The 15,403-nt window shown below is 60.1% G+C and carries 15 protein-coding genes and 1 riboswitch; of the genes, 5 read left to right on the forward strand and 10 right to left on the reverse strand.

Annotation, left to right across the window (positions count from 1 at the left end):
* Nucleotides 1-78 precede the first annotated feature (78 nt).
* Nucleotides 79-1,173 (reverse strand): GTP cyclohydrolase FolE2, encoded by a 1,095-nt coding sequence (gene folE2, locus JNX03_RS06875; protein ID WP_203211660.1) that lies wholly within the window; start codon nt 1,171-1,173, stop codon nt 79-81.
* A 192-nt stretch (nt 1,174-1,365) separates the two neighbouring features.
* Complete coding sequence (gene metZ, locus JNX03_RS06880) at nt 1,366-2,547, reverse strand: O-succinylhomoserine sulfhydrylase (protein WP_203211661.1); 1,182 nt, start codon at nt 2,545-2,547, stop codon at nt 1,366-1,368.
* A gap of 88 nt (nt 2,548-2,635) precedes the next feature.
* Nucleotides 2,636-2,712: riboswitch (SAM riboswitch) on the reverse strand.
* 111 nt (nt 2,713-2,823) lie between these two features.
* Here metZ and JNX03_RS06885 point away from each other — a divergent pair.
* On the forward strand, nt 2,824-3,525 hold the full coding sequence (locus tag JNX03_RS06885; RefSeq protein WP_203211662.1) for a glutathione S-transferase N-terminal domain-containing protein: 702 nt from the start codon (nt 2,824-2,826) through the stop codon (nt 3,523-3,525).
* A gap of 36 nt (nt 3,526-3,561) precedes the next feature.
* On the opposite strand, the gene JNX03_RS06890 is transcribed toward JNX03_RS06885, so the two are convergent.
* The 5 genes from JNX03_RS06890 to JNX03_RS06910 all read right to left on the reverse strand — a co-directional run bounded on the left by JNX03_RS06890 (nt 3,562) and on the right by JNX03_RS06910 (nt 8,950).
* A complete protein-coding gene (locus tag JNX03_RS06890; RefSeq protein ID WP_203212161.1) occupies nt 3,562-4,173 on the reverse strand; it encodes an inner membrane-spanning protein YciB in 612 nt (203 codons plus the stop codon).
* A gap of 13 nt (nt 4,174-4,186) precedes the next feature.
* On the reverse strand, nt 4,187-5,089 hold the full coding sequence (locus JNX03_RS06895) for a DMT family transporter (protein ID WP_203211663.1): 903 nt from the start codon (nt 5,087-5,089) through the stop codon (nt 4,187-4,189).
* Between the two features lie 25 nt (nt 5,090-5,114).
* Nucleotides 5,115-6,530: a signal recognition particle-docking protein FtsY gene (gene ftsY, locus JNX03_RS06900; RefSeq protein ID WP_203211664.1), complete on the reverse strand. Its 1,416-nt coding sequence runs from the start codon at nt 6,528-6,530 to the stop codon at nt 5,115-5,117.
* Nucleotides 6,531-6,595: 65 nt separating this feature from the next.
* Nucleotides 6,596-7,234, reverse strand: coding sequence for a lysoplasmalogenase (locus JNX03_RS06905; protein ID WP_203211665.1), 639 nt, complete (start codon nt 7,232-7,234; stop codon nt 6,596-6,598).
* A gap of 3 nt (nt 7,235-7,237) precedes the next feature.
* The gene (locus JNX03_RS06910) at nt 7,238-8,950 is read right to left on the reverse strand and encodes an NAD(P)H-dependent oxidoreductase subunit E (protein WP_203211666.1); all 1,713 of its coding nucleotides are present in this window, start codon (nt 8,948-8,950) and stop codon (nt 7,238-7,240) included.
* 169 nt (nt 8,951-9,119) lie between these two features.
* Between JNX03_RS06910 and JNX03_RS06915 the strand changes: the two genes are divergently transcribed.
* Both JNX03_RS06915 and JNX03_RS06920 read left to right on the forward strand, forming a co-directional pair.
* A complete protein-coding gene (locus tag JNX03_RS06915) occupies nt 9,120-10,142 on the forward strand; it encodes an alkane 1-monooxygenase (RefSeq protein WP_203211667.1) in 1,023 nt (340 codons plus the stop codon).
* Between the two features lie 26 nt (nt 10,143-10,168).
* Nucleotides 10,169-10,564, forward strand: a complete 396-nt coding sequence (locus tag JNX03_RS06920) for a hypothetical protein (RefSeq protein WP_203211668.1) — start codon at nt 10,169-10,171, stop codon at nt 10,562-10,564.
* A gap of 14 nt (nt 10,565-10,578) precedes the next feature.
* Here JNX03_RS06920 and xseA read toward each other — a convergent pair whose 3' ends face one another.
* Nucleotides 10,579-12,126 (reverse strand): exodeoxyribonuclease VII large subunit, encoded by a 1,548-nt coding sequence (gene xseA / locus JNX03_RS06925; protein WP_203211669.1) that lies wholly within the window; start codon nt 12,124-12,126, stop codon nt 10,579-10,581.
* 96 nt (nt 12,127-12,222) lie between these two features.
* Here xseA and purD point away from each other — a divergent pair, with 96 nt between their 5' ends.
* The gene (gene purD / locus JNX03_RS06930; RefSeq protein ID WP_203211670.1) at nt 12,223-13,488 is read left to right on the forward strand and encodes a phosphoribosylamine--glycine ligase; all 1,266 of its coding nucleotides are present in this window, start codon (nt 12,223-12,225) and stop codon (nt 13,486-13,488) included.
* An 84-nt stretch (nt 13,489-13,572) separates the two neighbouring features.
* Here the strand turns inward: purD and JNX03_RS06935 are convergent, their stop codons facing one another.
* Together JNX03_RS06935 and JNX03_RS06940 are read right to left on the reverse strand one after the other, a co-directional pair.
* Nucleotides 13,573-14,298, reverse strand: coding sequence for an FG-GAP repeat domain-containing protein (locus tag JNX03_RS06935; protein ID WP_231024162.1), 726 nt, complete (start codon nt 14,296-14,298; stop codon nt 13,573-13,575).
* Nucleotides 14,298-14,621, reverse strand: a complete 324-nt coding sequence (locus JNX03_RS06940) for a 2Fe-2S iron-sulfur cluster-binding protein (RefSeq protein ID WP_025048791.1) — start codon at nt 14,619-14,621, stop codon at nt 14,298-14,300. The genes JNX03_RS06935 and JNX03_RS06940 overlap by 1 nt, the downstream gene beginning before the upstream one ends.
* Before the next feature lie 208 nt (nt 14,622-14,829).
* Here JNX03_RS06940 and JNX03_RS06945 point away from each other — a divergent pair, with 208 nt between their 5' ends.
* Nucleotides 14,830-15,393 (forward strand): peptidoglycan-binding domain-containing protein, encoded by a 564-nt coding sequence (locus tag JNX03_RS06945; RefSeq protein ID WP_203211671.1) that lies wholly within the window; start codon nt 14,830-14,832, stop codon nt 15,391-15,393.
* Nucleotides 15,394-15,403: the final 10 nt, after the last annotated feature.

Here is a 15,403-nt window from a genome sequence, read left to right on the forward strand (position 1 = left end):
GCTGATTGAGGTCAGCCTAGCCGCGCTTGACCCGCGCTGCAGTGCGGCATAGGGGCGCAGCATGCCGCGCCCTGCCCGTCATCCGACGTGGAACAACGTGTTGAACAGCTTGGGATCGATGCTTTGCATCTCAAAGGTCGGCCCCTCGGTCAGAATGCTGATCGCATCATGGCTGTGCAGGCTTTCCTGATGGCTGGCAATCACGCGGAAATCGCCAACGCGCGCATCTTGCTGCAATTGTTGACAGAAAAGACGCGCTGCATCCTCCACAAAGATCGGGTTGGCTGCGTTCAACTCGGCAAAGGCCTGTTCATCCTCGCGCTTGACCATCACTTGTGTTTCGGTCGGCACCGCGCGGCGGCAGGCCTCGATCAGGTCTTCAAACCACAAACAACTGTTGTCGCCCTCAAGCACTGCCGAAATGCGTGCCACGGATCGCTGCGAATGCGGAGTGGCCAATTGATTGCGCGTGGCGCGGGCATGTTCGCTCAATTCCAGGGAACAAGGGCATGTGCTGGAGTAGACGTAATCGAGATGGATGATCTTCTGACGAACACCGTCTTTCTCCACCAGCTCCAGCGCGATGTCATAATACTGGTACCCCGACAGGCCCGAGCGCAGGCTTTCGATTTTCATCGGAAAGGAGAACCGCATCTGAATCCGTGCATCAAAGCTTTCCAGATCGGATTTGTAATCGTCCAGCGCCGCCTCAATCACATGAAAACTGAACGTGCGCTCGGCATGTTTGTAAAAGCTGCGCATGATCCGGGACATGTTGATGCCCTTTTTGTCCGCCTCAAGGCTGACCGAACCGGTGATCGATGTCTCCAGCGTCAGATCACCGTTGTTGCGGGTATGAAACCGGATAGGCAGGCGAAAGTTCGAAATGCCAACATGCTGGATCTGCTGTTTGGCCCCGCGGATCAGGCTTGAAGGTCCGTTCTGTAGGTCGGGCAAACCCGCCTTATAGGCGGCATCCACTTTGAAATCCTGCGGGTATTCGCGGCTGAAGTTTGGGTATTCACCTTTGTCTTGCAAAAGCCGCGCCACCTGGGGGTCGAGTGCATCAATCTCGGTCGCGCTGGCCCCTGCGGCCCAGGCCTTGAGCGTGGCAAGCGCCTGCTCTGCATCGGACCGGTCCGGCCCTTTTTCGACGGATGTGATGGCATTCATGGCGGTGTCCCCCTTTTGGTGCCTGCCTCATACTTATGCTGCGCGGCGCCAATTACCAATTATCTTAACACATACGGTGCAAGTCGGGGCATGGATCACACCGTTTGCGTCCTTTGAGAGGCCAAAACCAACATCACACGTCAAAAAAAGTAAGGAATGGCACGGTTTGGACCGCAAACCGCGCCCCATCCTTCACAAATCAGTGAGCGCCTGCCGGATATCGGCGATCAGATCCTGCGCATCTTCCAGCCCGATGGACATCCGCACGAGGCCCGGTGCGATTCCCAGAAGGTCTTTTTGATCCTGCGGCAACCTCTGATGGGTGGTGGTGGCAGGATGGGTCAGGATGGTCTTGGCATCACCCAGATTGTTGGAAATCACCCCGACCTCGATCGCGTTGAGGAACTTGAACGCGGCGTCCTTGCCGCCCTTCAGAACCAGCGACAACACCGTGCCGCCCGCCCCCATCTGCGACAACGCGAGTGCGTTCTGCGGATGATCCGCCAAACCGGGATAGATCACTGTCTCCAGCGCCTCATGGCCCTGCAATGCCTCCGCGATGGTCTGGGCCGACGCCGCTTGCGCCCGCACGCGCAGGCTCATGGTTTCCAGCCCTTTGAGCATCACCCAGGCGGTAAACGGGCTCATGGAACCGCCGGTATGTTTCATATAGGGTTCAACCGTGCCGCGGATAAAATCGCGGGTGCCAAGGATCACCCCGCCAAGGGTGCGGCCTTGGCCGTCGATGTGTTTGGTGGCCGAATAGATCACCACATCTGCCCCCTGCGCGATGGCACTGGAAAATTCCGGCGTGGCAAAAACATTGTCGACCACAACCAATGCCCCTTGGGCATGGGCCAGTTCGGACACCGCTTTGATATCGACCAGTTGCAGCGTCGGGTTGGAAACCGATTCAAAAAACACCGCTTTGGTGTCAGGACGGATCGCCGCCTCCCATGCGGCCAGATCGGTGCCGTCCACCAGGGTAATCTCGACCCCGAACCGGGCCAGCACGTCTTCGAGAACGTAAAGACAAGATCCGAACAACGCCCGCGCCGAGACAACGTGATCCCCGGCCTTGAGCATCGCGGTCAACGCGCCGCTGACCGCGGCCATTCCGGATGCGGTTGCAAAAGCATCCTCTGCCCCTTCGAGCGCTGCAATGCGGTCCTCGAACATGGCCACGGTCGGGTTGCCATAGCGGGCATAGATAAATTCGTCCGGGCCGCTTTCCAAGAAACGCGCCTCGGCGTGTTCGGCGGTCTCGTAGACAAACCCCTGGGTGAGAAAAATCGCCTCGCTCACCTCGCCATATTGGCTGCGGCGGGTGCCGGCGTGAATGGCTTTGGTGCGCGGATGCCAATCGTTGCTCATCGTCTTTTCCTTTCGCGCCTGCACGGCAGGCATAAGTTGACCCGGCGGCGAAAGAGACAAAAATGCCCCCAACGCGGTCAAGCGAAAGAGGGCTTTCATCCTGACCTTTTAGCAGATTGTTTAACGTGGCCCGCAATCCGGTTACAAATCACCACGGGACCGCTTTACGCCTGATGACGTCATGCGTCAATGGTGCGCTGCGCGATTGACGGGCTGGCCTCTTGGCAATCCGGCGGCAACAGGCCAAGCTGGCACAAACTGCAGCAGGAGCGCCCCATGACAGCCCCCATCGACCTTTATTTCTGGCCCACGCCCAACGGTTGGAAAGTCTCTATCGCGCTTGAGGAAATGGGCCTTCCCTATGACACCCATTTGATCAACATCGGCGCTGGCGACCAATTTGCACCGGAGTTTTTAAAGATTTCCCCCAACAATCGCATGCCTGCGATTGTAGACCCGGATGGCCCGGATGGCGCACCGATTGCCATCTTTGAAAGCGGGGCAATCCTGCAATACCTCGCCCGCAAGACCGGCCAGTTTTGCGGCAGCACCGAACGCGAACGCATTGCAGTGGATCAATGGCTGATGTGGCAGATGGGCGGACTGGGTCCGATGGCGGGACAGGCGCATCATTTCCTCAAATACGCCCCCAATATGGAGCCGCCCAACGATCTGCCCTATGCCAAGGACCGCTACCGCAACGAGGTGGCGCGGCTCTATGGTGTGCTGGACCGGCAATTGGCGCAGCATGAATTCGTGGCGGGTGATTTTATCTCGATCGCGGATTTCTCGATCTGGGGATGGGCGTCCTTGTGGGAAGGGCAGCAACAGACGCTGGAGGACAAGCCGCATATGGCCCGATGGCTCGACCAGATGGCCGCGCGGCCCGGCGTTCAGGCCGGACGGGCGCTTCATGCCGAAAAACGCGGTGACATCGCCAAGGACAAAGGCGCGCAGGATCAATTGTTTAAGCGTTGAGCTACCGTGGCGGGCGCGGACTTATTGAAATCTCTGCTACGCCCCGCTGTCGTCTTTCTCAATCCCATAAGTCTGGAACAATGCGCCTTGCGTCATGAAAAACGCAAAGATCGCCGCTGTCAGACCGAAGGTTTTGAAATAGACCCAGATTTCTGTGCTGAACATCCGCCAGATTAGTTCATTGGCGACGGCCATCCCGAAGAAGAACAACATCAACCGTTTTGTCAGCAACATCCAACCGGCATCCTGCAACGGCATCATCTCTTCCATCACATATTTAAGGTAAGACTGCCCGCGCAGCAAACCAACTGCCAGAACACCGCCAAACAAGGCGTAAATCATCGTTGGCTTCATCTTGAAGAACCGGTCGTCGTTGAGCCAGACCGACAACCCGCCAAAGACCACAACCAACACCACCGTGGCAATCTGCATCCGGTTGATCTTGCCGGTCAGCGCCCAGATCGCCCCGATCGCCGCAACGAGGATCGGGATAAACGCCGCTGTCACAACGATAAATCCGTCGTATTCAGTGCCGCCGATGGTGAACACCCGGTCCTTCAGCCGCAAATAGGCGACAAAAAACAAGATGATCGGCCCGTATTCGAGCGCCATCTTGACCATGGGGTTGATCTGCCGTTCCTGCGCCATCATCTGCTCCTGCTTATCCGCCCATCTCAACTATCACGGCGCCCGCCGCAATCAAGGCCATCAAAGCCACGCGGCGCGGGCCGACAGTTTCTTTCAAAAACACCCAGCCGATGATCGCGGCAAACACCGTAGAGGTTTCGCGCAGCACCGCCGCCTCACCCACCTTGTCCAGCCGGGTTGCCATCATGATTGCGCCAAAGCTCATGAAGGCGACAAGCCCGCCAATGAAACCGCGCCCCATCAGGGGCCCAAGCGCGGGCGGGTTTTCCATGGCCCACCACCGCCGCGCGGCGATGAAGGGCATCACCAATCCGTCAATCATGAAAAACCATGCCAGAAAGGTGAAAGGATCCGCCGTCGCACGGATGCCGTAAGCGTCATAAGTGGTATAAAGCGCCACGAAGAGGCCGGTCAGCACCGCAATCGCAAGGGCGGCGTTCAACGTCTCCCGCTCCGCCGTGAGAAAGATCATGTTGTAGATCGCCAGCCCAAAGATCCCCGCAAGCAAGACCGCAACGCCCATCCATTGCAGCAAGGTGAAGCTTTCCTCGAAGATCAGATAGGCGCCAATGACCGCAAAGAGCGGCCCCGTGCCACGCACCACCGGATAGACGACGGTATAGGCGCCCTTGGTATAGGCCCAAGCCTGCAACATCTTGTAAACAATATGAATAAGGAACGCACCAAGGAAGATGATCCACATATGCGGCTCCGGCCAAGGCACCACAAGAAGCGCAAATGGCGCGGCCATCACACAATAGGCAAAGTCAATCGCGCCCCGTGTCAGCCAGGGATCATGCCGCCCCTTTTGCAGCGCCCCGAAAACCGCATGCAAAAACGCCGCCATGATCGCCAGCCAAAGGGCCACCGTATGGCCCGTTGCCGTCCCTTCGATAGAGATCAACCAATCGGTCATGGACGGGCAAAGGCGGGTCTAAACCTCACCGTTCATAACCGACAAGGGCATCTGCAAATTCTTGCGGGTCAAAGGGCGACAGATCGTCGATCTGTTCGCCCACACCGATAGCATGGATCGGCAGGCCAAACTGATCGGCCAGCGCCACCAGAACACCGCCCTTCGCCGTGCCGTCCAGCTTCGTCATCACCAGACCGGACACATCGGAAATGTCCTGAAAAACCTTCACCTGATTGACCGCGTTCTGGCCCGTTGTCGCATCCAGCACCAACAGCGTGTTATGCGGCGCGGTGTCGTCCTTTTTGCGGATCACGCGCACGATCTTGGCCAGCTCTTCCATCAGATCACCGCGGTTTTGCAATCGTCCGGCGGTGTCGATCATCAGCAAATCAGCGCCGTCTTCCTGTGCTTTGGTCATTGCGTCAAAGGCCAGGCTGGCCGGGTCCGTGCCCTGCGCGGCGGTCAGCACAGGCACCCCCGCACGGTCGCCCCAGACCTGCAATTGTTCCACAGCGGCGGCGCGGAATGTATCGCCCGCCGCGATCACCACGTTCTTGCCCGCCGCTTTGAACTGGCTGGCCAATTTGCCGATGGTCGTGGTCTTGCCCGATCCGTTGACTCCCACGACCAAGACCACTTGCGGCGTTTTGGAATAAAGCGGCAAGGGACGTGCAACCGGCTCCATGATCCGGGCGATTTCATCTGCCATCAATTGCTTGATTTCGCCCACGGACAGCTTCTTGCCAAACCGCCCTTCAGCCATGTTGGCGGTCACCCGCATCGCCGTTTCCACACCCATATCGGCGGTGATGAGCAGCTCTTCGAGCTGCTCCAGCATGTCGTCGTCCAATGTCCGGCGCACCACGGTTTTTGGTGCGGCGCGCCCCATCAGGCGGCCCAATAGCCCCGGTTTGACAACCTCTGTCGGCATGGCCTCTTCGAGATCGGGTGCCACCGACGTCATGGTGGTGCGCAGCGGTTCGGCTTTGATCCGCTCCGGTTCGGGCGCAATCTCTGGCTCTGGCTCTGGCTCTGGCTCTGGCTCTGGCTCTGGCTCTGGCTCTGGCTCTGGCTCTGGCTCTGGCTCTGGCTCTGGCTCTGGCTCTGGCTCTGGCTCTGGCTCTGGCTCTGGCTCTGGCTCTGGCTCTGGAAGGGGCTCGGCGATCTCCTCCTCTTTGGCCAGCTCTTCTATCGGCTCGGGGTCCGTTGCAACGGGCGCAGGCACTGGTTCCGGCAGCGGCTCCTTAACTTCTGCAACCGGCGCAGGCTCCGGATCAACGGCCTCCGGCAAAATTTCCGCAGCTGCCGCCGGAGCCTCTTGCATCACCTCATCCACAGCCGCCTCTTCGGCGCCGCCATCACTGACAATCGCCTCCAGACCTTCGTCGATCTTGGACGAGGATTTAAACAGCTTGTCTTTGAGCTTCTTGAAAAATGCCAAGGGAAATCTCCGCGCAGGTTTTCCCTGATCTATAGTCTAGTTCCGCCGGATGGAAGAGTGGCCGGTTAAAACACCCCTTGCCCAGCCGTCCCGAGTGTCAAAAGCACGATCGCCCCCCAATACAGCGGCCAGATCAGAACGTTGGCCCAGCGTTCGGCCCGGTCCCCCCGCGCCAAAACAAAGGTTTGCAATCCCAGCAGGGTATCGGAGGCCGCAAACGTCAATGCCCCCAAAACCACCAAAGGTTCTGCCGTCATAAGACCGCAGATGCCCATGGTGATGATAATACCTATATAAACAGCCACCGGCAGGCGCAGATCACCGGCATTGGGCAACAGCACGCGCACCATGACGCCCGCCAGAACCGCCAGACCAATGAGAAGTGCAATGGCCAGCGGCGCAGCCAGCTGGGCCGGATCAGGAACCAGATAGACAAAAAACACGGCAATCCACGCCAGATGTCCCAGCGCGAAGGCGATCAATCCCCCCAGAAACGCCTTGTCCCCCGGACGGGACAAAATCACATCACCAAGACTGCAAAGCGCCAAAGCCAGGGCAAGCGCGGGCAAACCCGCAAGCAGCGCCACAATCGCCAGAGGAAACACAGACAAGCCTTTGACAGCGCTCCGAAAAACGCTGCGGCCTTCGAACAGGGACAGCGCCCAATAGATCGCGGCGGCCGCCCCTGTCAGTGCCCAGATCAATCCTTAAATCTCGTCCGGGAAATGCTTCATCACCAGCCGGATCGGGTTTGGCGCCGCCTGTCCCAGACCGCAAATGGAGGCATCAACCATCGCTGTGCTCAATTCTTCCAGCAGCCCCTGATCCCAGCTGTCTTTCTGCATCAGCTTCACTGCCTTTTCGCAGCCTACCCGGCACGGTGTACATTGGCCGCAGCTTTCGTCCTCAAAGAACCGCAGCATATTCAGTGCCGCCGCCTTGGCCGAATCTTGATCGGACAGAACCACCACCGCAGCGGAGCCGATGAAGGATCCATGGGGCTGCAACGTGTCGAAATCCAAGGGGATGTCATTCATCGACGCAGGCAGCAGTCCCGAAGACGGCCCACCCGGCTGATAGGCCTTGAAGCTGTGACCGCTCGCCATGCCGCCGCAGGCCTCGATAATATCGGTGATGGTTGATCCGGCGGGCAGCAGATACATCCCCGGATTGGCCACACGGCCCGACACGGAATAGCTGCGCAGCCCTTTGCGGCCGTTTTTTTCGGTGGACGACAGAACCTCCGGCCCTTCCCGGCAAATCCGCGCAACCCAATGGAGTGTTTCGACGTTGTGCACCAATGTCGGTTTGCCAAAAATTCCGACCTGCGCCACAAATGGCGGGCGGTGGCGTGGCATGCCGCGTTTGCCTTCGATGCTTTCGATCATCGCGCTTTCTTCGCCGCAGATATAGGCGCCAGCGCCGCGGCGCAGATCGATATAGCCCGGCTTGACGATCCCGGCCTCTTCCAGCGCGGCGATCTCACGGCGCAGAATTTCCAGAACCGCGGGATATTCATCGCGCATGTAGATAAACGCTTTTTCCGCCTCAACGGCCCATGCGGCGATCAGCATGCCCTCAAGGAACAAATGCGGCGTGCGTTCCAGATACCAACGGTCCTTGAACGTGCCCGGCTCGCCTTCGTCGCCATTCACAGCAAGGTAACGTGTACCTGCGTTGGCGCGAACAAAGCCCCATTTCTTGCCTGACGGGAAACCAGCCCCGCCCAGACCGCGCAAGCCAGAGGCCAGCACTTTTTCCTGCACCTCTTCCCAATTGCCATTGTCGCGCAGGTCTTTGAAGGTTTCATAGCCGCCGGTGGCGGCATAGGCATCAAAGGTTTCATAATCGGGCAGATGGGCGTGGGTGTCACTTGCAGCAATTGCGGCCTGCACCTTCTCGGGGGTCGCATTGTCGATATGATTGTGGCCCAGTTCCAGCACTGGCGCGGTGTCGCAGCGGCCCATGCAGGGCGCCCGCAGAACGCGGACCTCTGCCGGATCAAGCCCGTCTTCAAGCGCCGCTTTCAGTTGTTGTGCGCCAGCCAGTTCACAAGACAGAGAATCGCATACGCGAATGGTCAGTGCGGGGGGCGGAGTTTCGCCCTCTTTGACCACATCGAAATGCGCATAAAAGGTTGCGACCTCGTAAATCTCCGCCATCGACAGGCGCATCTCTTCGGCCAGCGCCCGGATATGCGCGGCAGACAAATGCCCGTATTTGTCTTGAATCAGGTGCAAATGCTCAATCAGCAGATCCCGGTCGCGGCTTTTCCCGTCAAGCAGCGCACGCACCTCATCCCAGGCCTGATCCTCAAGCTGGCGGCCCTTGGTGTGACGGCGGCCCTTGCCTTTGCCGGACTTCCAGACGCCTTTTTTCGGCCCGTCGCCTGCGGTCTTGGTGTTCTCATCCAGCGCCATGATCTACCCTTTTTGTGCATTGGTTGGCGCATCTCTAACAAATCCTTAGGGGCGGGCACGATAAAAAAGCGACAATTCCATCGCAGTTTGCGCGGGCGGCGGGCGATAAGTGTGATTGTGCCGCCCGCGCCGCCGCGCCAGAATAGCCGCAGTTGAGGAGAGCCGTTTCGTGTTGTGGTATGCCATCGCCAGCCTGACCCCTGCGGCGTTTCTGGGGGCCGCCTGCCTGTGGGGAGGGATATGGCCGTTGCTGGCATTGCTGTCGGTGACCGGCGCTGTGTATTTTATGGATCGCCTGAACCGGCTGTTGCCAGACACGCAAAGCTCCGGTCTCTGGCTGTCTTACCTCTTGGCTGCCGCGCATTTTTTGCTGCTGTGGTTGGGGGTTATCGCGCTTTCCTCAGACAATCCACTAAATCTCACCGGCAAAATCATGACCTTTGCCGCATTGGGGCTGTTCTTGGGTCAGGTGTCCAATTCCAATGCGCATGAGTTGATCCACACCAGGGCGCGCTTGCCCCGCCGCTTGGGTGCCTTGATCTTTTGCACCTTGGGCCACGGGCACCATGTCTCGGCGCATCTGCATGTCCATCACATCCACGCCGCCACAAACGGCGATCCGAATTCGGCCAGATTGGGCGAAGGGTTCTGGCAGTTCTGGTTGCGGGCCGCACCGGCAGAATTTGTCGCTGGCCTGAGGGCTGAGAGCCGCAGACATCAAGGCAAGCCGCTGCGCCACCCTTATTGGCTGTGGATCGGCGGAGCAGCGGTCAGCCTGCTCTTGTCCTATGCAATTGCGGGAACGAGCGGGCTGTTGATCCATGTGGCCTTGGCCGCCTATGCGCAATGGCAATTGCTTTTGTCCGATTATGTCCAACACTACGGGCTACGCCGTGCAATCCTGCCAGGGGGCAAACCCGAACCCATGGGCCCGCAGCACAGCTGGAATGCGCCGCAATGGTATTCTTCTGCGATGATGCTGAACGCACCGCGCCATTCGGATCACCACCTGCGCCCTGCCCGCCCGTTTCCGGCGCTCCAGGTGACGCCGGACACCATGCCAGTGCTGCCACGGTCCCTGCCTGTTATGGCCAGCATCGCGCTGATCCCGCCCATCTGGCGCCGGATCATGGATCATCGCGCTGCCCGTTGGCAAAATGCGGCTTCTGCCGATCAGAGGGCTGGTCGATGAGGCCGGTTTCTGACAATCATTGGCCCATGAGATACATCGCTTTGATCTTTGCCGCCTTCACCGCTCTGCCCGCCGCAGCGCAGGATCTGATGACAGCCGCTGAATTTGACCGCTACACCAAGGGCAAGACACTGTTCTATGGCCGCGATGGCGCGGCTTATGGGGCCGAGGTCTATCTGGAAAACCGCCGGGTGCGCTGGTCCTTTCTGGACGGGCAATGCAAGGACGGGGAATGGTATGAAGAGGCCGGGCTGATCTGTTTTGTCTATGAGGACAACCCTGACCCGCAATGCTGGTCCTTCACCGAGGGCAGCGGCGGACTGGTCGCGCGGTTTGAAAACAATCCCCTGACAACAGAGCTTTACGAGGCGCAGGACGTGGGTGAAGAGATGGTTTGCCTAGGCCCAAAGGTCGGCGTCTAAGGGCCGCAGGCGGATTAAAGCAGCGTCCCCTGCTCCGGTGCGGGTGGCGGCGGGGTTTTCTTCTTGGCCGGGGCTTTGCCGCCAACCTCAACCCGCCCATCGGCAAATTCGATCTCAAGCGTTGTTGCTTTTTTCGCCGCGGCTTTGCCCGTGATCACCGCCCCATCGCCCCGCACCACGGCATAGCCCCGCGCCAGGGTGGATTTGTAGCTCAGCGTTTCGCGCAGCCGGTCCAAGGCGTCGATCTTTTGCCGCCAATTGCGGGTCTGCCGTTGCCCCGCTTCGGACAGGCGCAGGCTGATCTGGGCAAGAGTCCCCGACTTGCGCTGGTGATCCTGCGCCAAGGCTTCGGGCCGAAACGCCTTTGCGCGGGCCTCATAACGGTCGCGCTTGGCCGCGATGGTGCGCAAGAGCGCCGGATCAAGGCGCGTCGCCAATCCCGCCAACCTGCGCCGGTCATTGTCCATTAGCCGATTCAAGGTCGCTGGCCGCAACGATCCTGACACATCCGCGAGCCGCACCCGCCGCCGTTGCACCCCGGCGATCAGCGCCGGTTCCAGTTTCTCTGCCGCGCGGTCAAGCCGCTGTCGCGGGCCATCCAGCAAGGTCTCGGGGCGTGGCAAGGCACGGGCCATGTCGCGCAGCCGTTGGCCCCGCCGGGTCAATCCCTGGCTCAGCATCTGGCCCATGCGGGCCTCTTGGGTCTCCAGCCAAGCGGCCAATTCGTGCCGGACCGGCACCGCCAGTTCTGCCGCCGCCGTTGGAGTTGGGGCGCGTTTGTCCGACACAAAGTCGATCAGGGTGGTGTCGGTTTCATGCCCCACCGCCGAGATCAGGGGAATCTGCGAGGCGGCTGCAGCCCGCGCCACACTTTCCTCGTTAAAACCCCAAAGATCCTCGACCGACCCGCCGCCCCGCGCAACGATCAGCAAATCGGGCCGTGGCAGCGCCCCGCCCGGTGTCAGCGCATTGAAGCCTTCGATTGCGCGGACCACCTCGGGCGCACATTTGGCCCCCTGCACCGCCACCGGCCAGATCAGCACCTTGCGCGGAAACCGATCCCGCAGCCTGTGCAGGATGTCGCGGATGACCGCGCCGGAGGGCGAGGTCACAACGCCTATAATTTCAGGCAGGTAAGGCAAGGGCCGCTTGCGGGCGGGGTCAAACAACCCTTCTGCCGCCAGCATTTTCTTGCGTTTCTCCAAAAGCGCCATCAAGGCGCCCATGCCTGCCGGTTTGATATCTTCGATGACGATCTGGTACTTGGACTGCCCGCCAAAGGTGGTGACGCGCCCGGTCGCCACGACCTCCATCCCCTCTTCGGGCTGGGTTTCCAGCTTGGCGCTGACCCCTTTCCAGATCACGCCGGATATGACCGATTTGTCGTCTTTAAGGTCCAGATAGATATGCCCGGACCGGGGGCGGCTGACCCGTCCCACTTCGCCGCGGATGCGCACATGGCCAAATTCGCCCTCGATCACACGCTTGATCGCGCCTGACAGTTCGGTGACCGAAAATTCGGGGCTGTTCAGCCCGTCCTGGGGATCGTCGATCAGGTCCATGCAGATTGTGTCCTTATGTCCGCCTGCGCCGCCTTGTCTCGGGGCTTTGCCCAGCTTAGAACGCCAGCACGCAGAGGCCAAGGGAGCAAGAGCGCGATGAACATCCTAATTCTGGGCAGCGGTGGACGCGAACATGCATTGGCCTGGGCGGTGATGCAGAACCCTAAATGTGACAAACTCATTGTCGCGCCCGGAAACGCAGGCATCGAAGCAATTGCCGATTGCGCCAGCTTTGACATCATGGACGGTGCCGTGGTGGTCGGGTTTTGCGAAGAGAACAGTATTGATTTTGTGATCGTCGGCCCCGAGGCGCCCCTGGCCGCCGGTGTGGCCGACGATCTGCGCAGCGCCGGTTTCAAGGTGTTTGGCCCTTCGGCAGGTGCGGCGGAGCTGGAAGCGTCCAAAGCTTTTACCAAAGAGATTTGTGACGCCTGCAACGCCCCAACGGCGGCCTATGGTCATTTCACCGATGCTGCCGCCGCGCGGGCCTATGTCGCCGCGCAGGGCGCACCAATTGTGATCAAGGCTGACGGTCTGGCCGCAGGCAAAGGTGTGATCATCGCCATGACCGATGCCGAAGCACTGGCGGCGGTGGACGAAATGTTTGACGGCTCCTTTGGCGCGGCGGGCGCAGAGGTGGTGATCGAGGAGTTCATGGAAGGTGAAGAGGCTTCGTTCTTTGTCCTGTGTGACGGCGAAGAGGTGCTGCCCATCGGCACCGCCCAAGACCACAAACGCGTGGGCGAAGGCGACACCGGCCCGAACACCGGCGGCATGGGCGCCTATTCCCCCGCGCCGGTTTTGACCGACGCGATTGCGCAAAAGGCGCTGGACGAGATCATTCGCCCGACCATGGCCGAAATGGCCAAACGCGGCACGCCCTATCAGGGGGTGCTTTATGCCGGGCTGATGATCAAGGATGGCCAGCCGCGTTTGGTGGAATACAATGTGCGCTTTGGTGATCCGGAATGTCAGGTGTTGATGATGCGGCTGGGGGCGCAGGCCTTTGACCTGATCCAGGCCGCCGCAGAAGGGCGGCTGGACGAAATGCGCGTCAACTGGGCCGAGGATCATGCCATTACGGTTGTGATGGCGGCGGAGGGTTATCCCGGTAGCTATGACAAGGGATCGGTAATCAACGGTTTGGACAACATGCCGGAAGACAGCGCCAATATGGTGTTTCACGCGGGCACAGCCCTGAAAGACGGGGCGGTCATTGCCACGGGCGGACGGGTCTTGAACGTCACGGCGCGCGGAGCCTCTTTGGTCGAGGCACAGGCGCGGGCCTATAAGATGGTGGATGGGATTGACTGGCCCGAAGGGTTCTGCCGCCGAGATATCGGCTGGCGGGCTTTGGGGTAAACATCTTCGGATCGGGCTTTGCCGATCCGACCGGACGGGGGGCCAGCCCCCCGCACCCCCCGGAATATTTAGGGCCAAAAAGGGTCAGTTACAGGCAAGCGCGGCGCGAAAGCTTTTGCGTCCCTTGTGCGGGCCGATGTCGCGTTTTTGCAGTTGGGTTCCGTCGAAAGTGACCGCCATCAGGCGCGACCAATCTGCGGTGGCGACGATCATTTCAGGTCTGTCATCGCAACTGCGAATGCCCCCTGCGATATCCGTCTCGCCAATACGGTGGTTGGTCAGGCCCGGCAGCGTGGCCACCTCTGCGAGCCGGTTGTCTTCGAACCGCCAGAGACGCAGGGTTTTGGCCAGATGGGGGCGGTCGATATAGGCCAGTTCGACCCTGCCGTCGCCGTCCAGATCCGCCGCGCCAATCGGGGCCAGCCAGCGGTTGCGAGTGCCGATGAAGGGTGTCGCTGTCACGACGCCGTTTGCGTCGTAGATCGCCAGTCGCGCCCCTTTGGACAGATCGCTTTCGACAACCACAACCAACGGCGCACCTGCGCCAAGATCGGCAAGCCGGGGCGCGACATCCTCAAAAACGCGATGTTGGGGGAGACGCAGCAGGATCTGTCGGGCCGAGCAGTCAGTACAGTCCTTTACCTTGAGCCGCAGCGCACCCCATTCGATCGCATCGCCAAGGATGCCATGGGTGTAGCGCGTGGTGGGCTCGGCATATTCCGCCGCAAGGATCGTCGGGGCGGGGCCAGCAATGGCCCCCTGCCCCAGAGTGAGCAGCAGCGCCAGAATACTCCGCTGCCACAGGCGCATCAGATCTGCTTTTCTGGCATCTGCACGCGCAGGCCGTCCAAGGCATCTGTCACCTTGAGCTGGCAGGTCAGTCGGGATCGTTCTGGATTTGGCTCATAGGCGAAATCCAGCATGTCTTCTTCCATGTCGTCTTTGGCCGGCAGTTTCTCTACCCAAGCCGGATCCACATAGACATGACAGGTGGAGCAAGCACAGGCACCGCCACAATCGGCCTCGATACCGGGGATGTTGTTGTCGCGTGCGCCTTCCATGACGGTCATGCCATTTGCGACCTCGACCACATGTTCGGTTCCGCCGTGCTCCACATAGGTGATTTTCGCCATTCGAGCGCCCTCAATCAAATTTCGATTTTTTCTGTTTAGCGGGGCAAGCGCGGCACTGCCACCCCCTTTTTCATTGGCGTTTTTCCATGACAGATTGGCCGGGGTTTGGGGCCTGAATTTCAGGCAGGGTTAATAGGTCCGGACCCTAGGCAGGCGGCGGGAAAACCGCTAATCTGGGCCGAACCGCAGACCCAAGAGGCATTGGGCTATGATACAGGCAACACCGCTCCGATGGCTCCGGCTGGCGGCCTTTGGGCTGGGCGGTGCTGTTGTTCTGGCGGGATGCGAAACCCAATATGCCGACAAGGGCCATGCCTATAGGGCAGAGCCCGGTGTCTACCAGGCCACCCGCAATGGCCCGGATGGCGCACCCCAAGGCAGTTGTTGGGGCCGCACAGTCAGCCCGGCGGTGATTGAAACGGTCACAGAGCAGGTGCAGGTGTCGCCGGCGCAATACAATCCTGATGGCAGCCTGCTGCGCCCGCCGTCATACCGCAGCGAAGCCCGGCAAATGATCGTCACGCCCCGTGTTGACAGTTGGTTCGAGACCCCCTGCGCCGAGGCTCTGACGCCGGATTTCATTGCATCGTTGCAGCGTGCACTTGCCGTGCGCCGTTATTACGAAGGGCCGATCACAGGGATATTGGACAAAAACACCCAAGCCGCCATTCGCGCCTTTCAGCGGACCACCGGTCCGGACAGCGGTGTGCTGTCGCTGGCCTCTGCGCGGCAACTGGGGTTGATCGCTGTGGACAGGACAACGTTGGAATAAAGGCAAGACC

The organism is Sulfitobacter mediterraneus, from assembly GCF_016801775.1.
In the GTDB taxonomy this organism is placed as follows: domain Bacteria; phylum Pseudomonadota; class Alphaproteobacteria; order Rhodobacterales; family Rhodobacteraceae; genus Sulfitobacter; species Sulfitobacter mediterraneus_A.

Coding starts and splice junctions, on each gene's coding strand:
- JNX03_RS06910 (WP_203211666.1), bottom strand. CDS start 8,950: ATGGCGCTGGATGAGAACACCAAGACCGCAGGCGACGGGCCGAAAAAA.
- JNX03_RS06945 (WP_203211671.1), top strand. CDS start 14,830: ATGATACAGGCAACACCGCTCCGATGGCTCCGGCTGGCGGCCTTTGGG.
- JNX03_RS06940 (WP_025048791.1), bottom strand. CDS start 14,621: ATGGCGAAAATCACCTATGTGGAGCACGGCGGAACCGAACATGTGGTC.
- xseA (WP_203211669.1), bottom strand. CDS start 12,126: ATGGACCTGATCGACGATCCCCAGGACGGGCTGAACAGCCCCGAATTT.
- purD (WP_203211670.1), top strand. CDS start 12,223: ATGAACATCCTAATTCTGGGCAGCGGTGGACGCGAACATGCATTGGCC.
- JNX03_RS06895 (WP_203211663.1), bottom strand. CDS start 5,089: ATGACCGATTGGTTGATCTCTATCGAAGGGACGGCAACGGGCCATACG.
- JNX03_RS06920 (WP_203211668.1), top strand. CDS start 10,169: ATGAGATACATCGCTTTGATCTTTGCCGCCTTCACCGCTCTGCCCGCC.
- metZ (WP_203211661.1), bottom strand. CDS start 2,547: ATGAGCAACGATTGGCATCCGCGCACCAAAGCCATTCACGCCGGCACC.
- folE2 (WP_203211660.1), bottom strand. CDS start 1,173: ATGAATGCCATCACATCCGTCGAAAAAGGGCCGGACCGGTCCGATGCA.
- JNX03_RS06890 (WP_203212161.1), bottom strand. CDS start 4,173: ATGGCGCAGGAACGGCAGATCAACCCCATGGTCAAGATGGCGCTCGAA.
- JNX03_RS06935 (WP_231024162.1), bottom strand. CDS start 14,298: ATGCGCCTGTGGCAGCGGAGTATTCTGGCGCTGCTGCTCACTCTGGGG.
- JNX03_RS06885 (WP_203211662.1), top strand. CDS start 2,824: ATGACAGCCCCCATCGACCTTTATTTCTGGCCCACGCCCAACGGTTGG.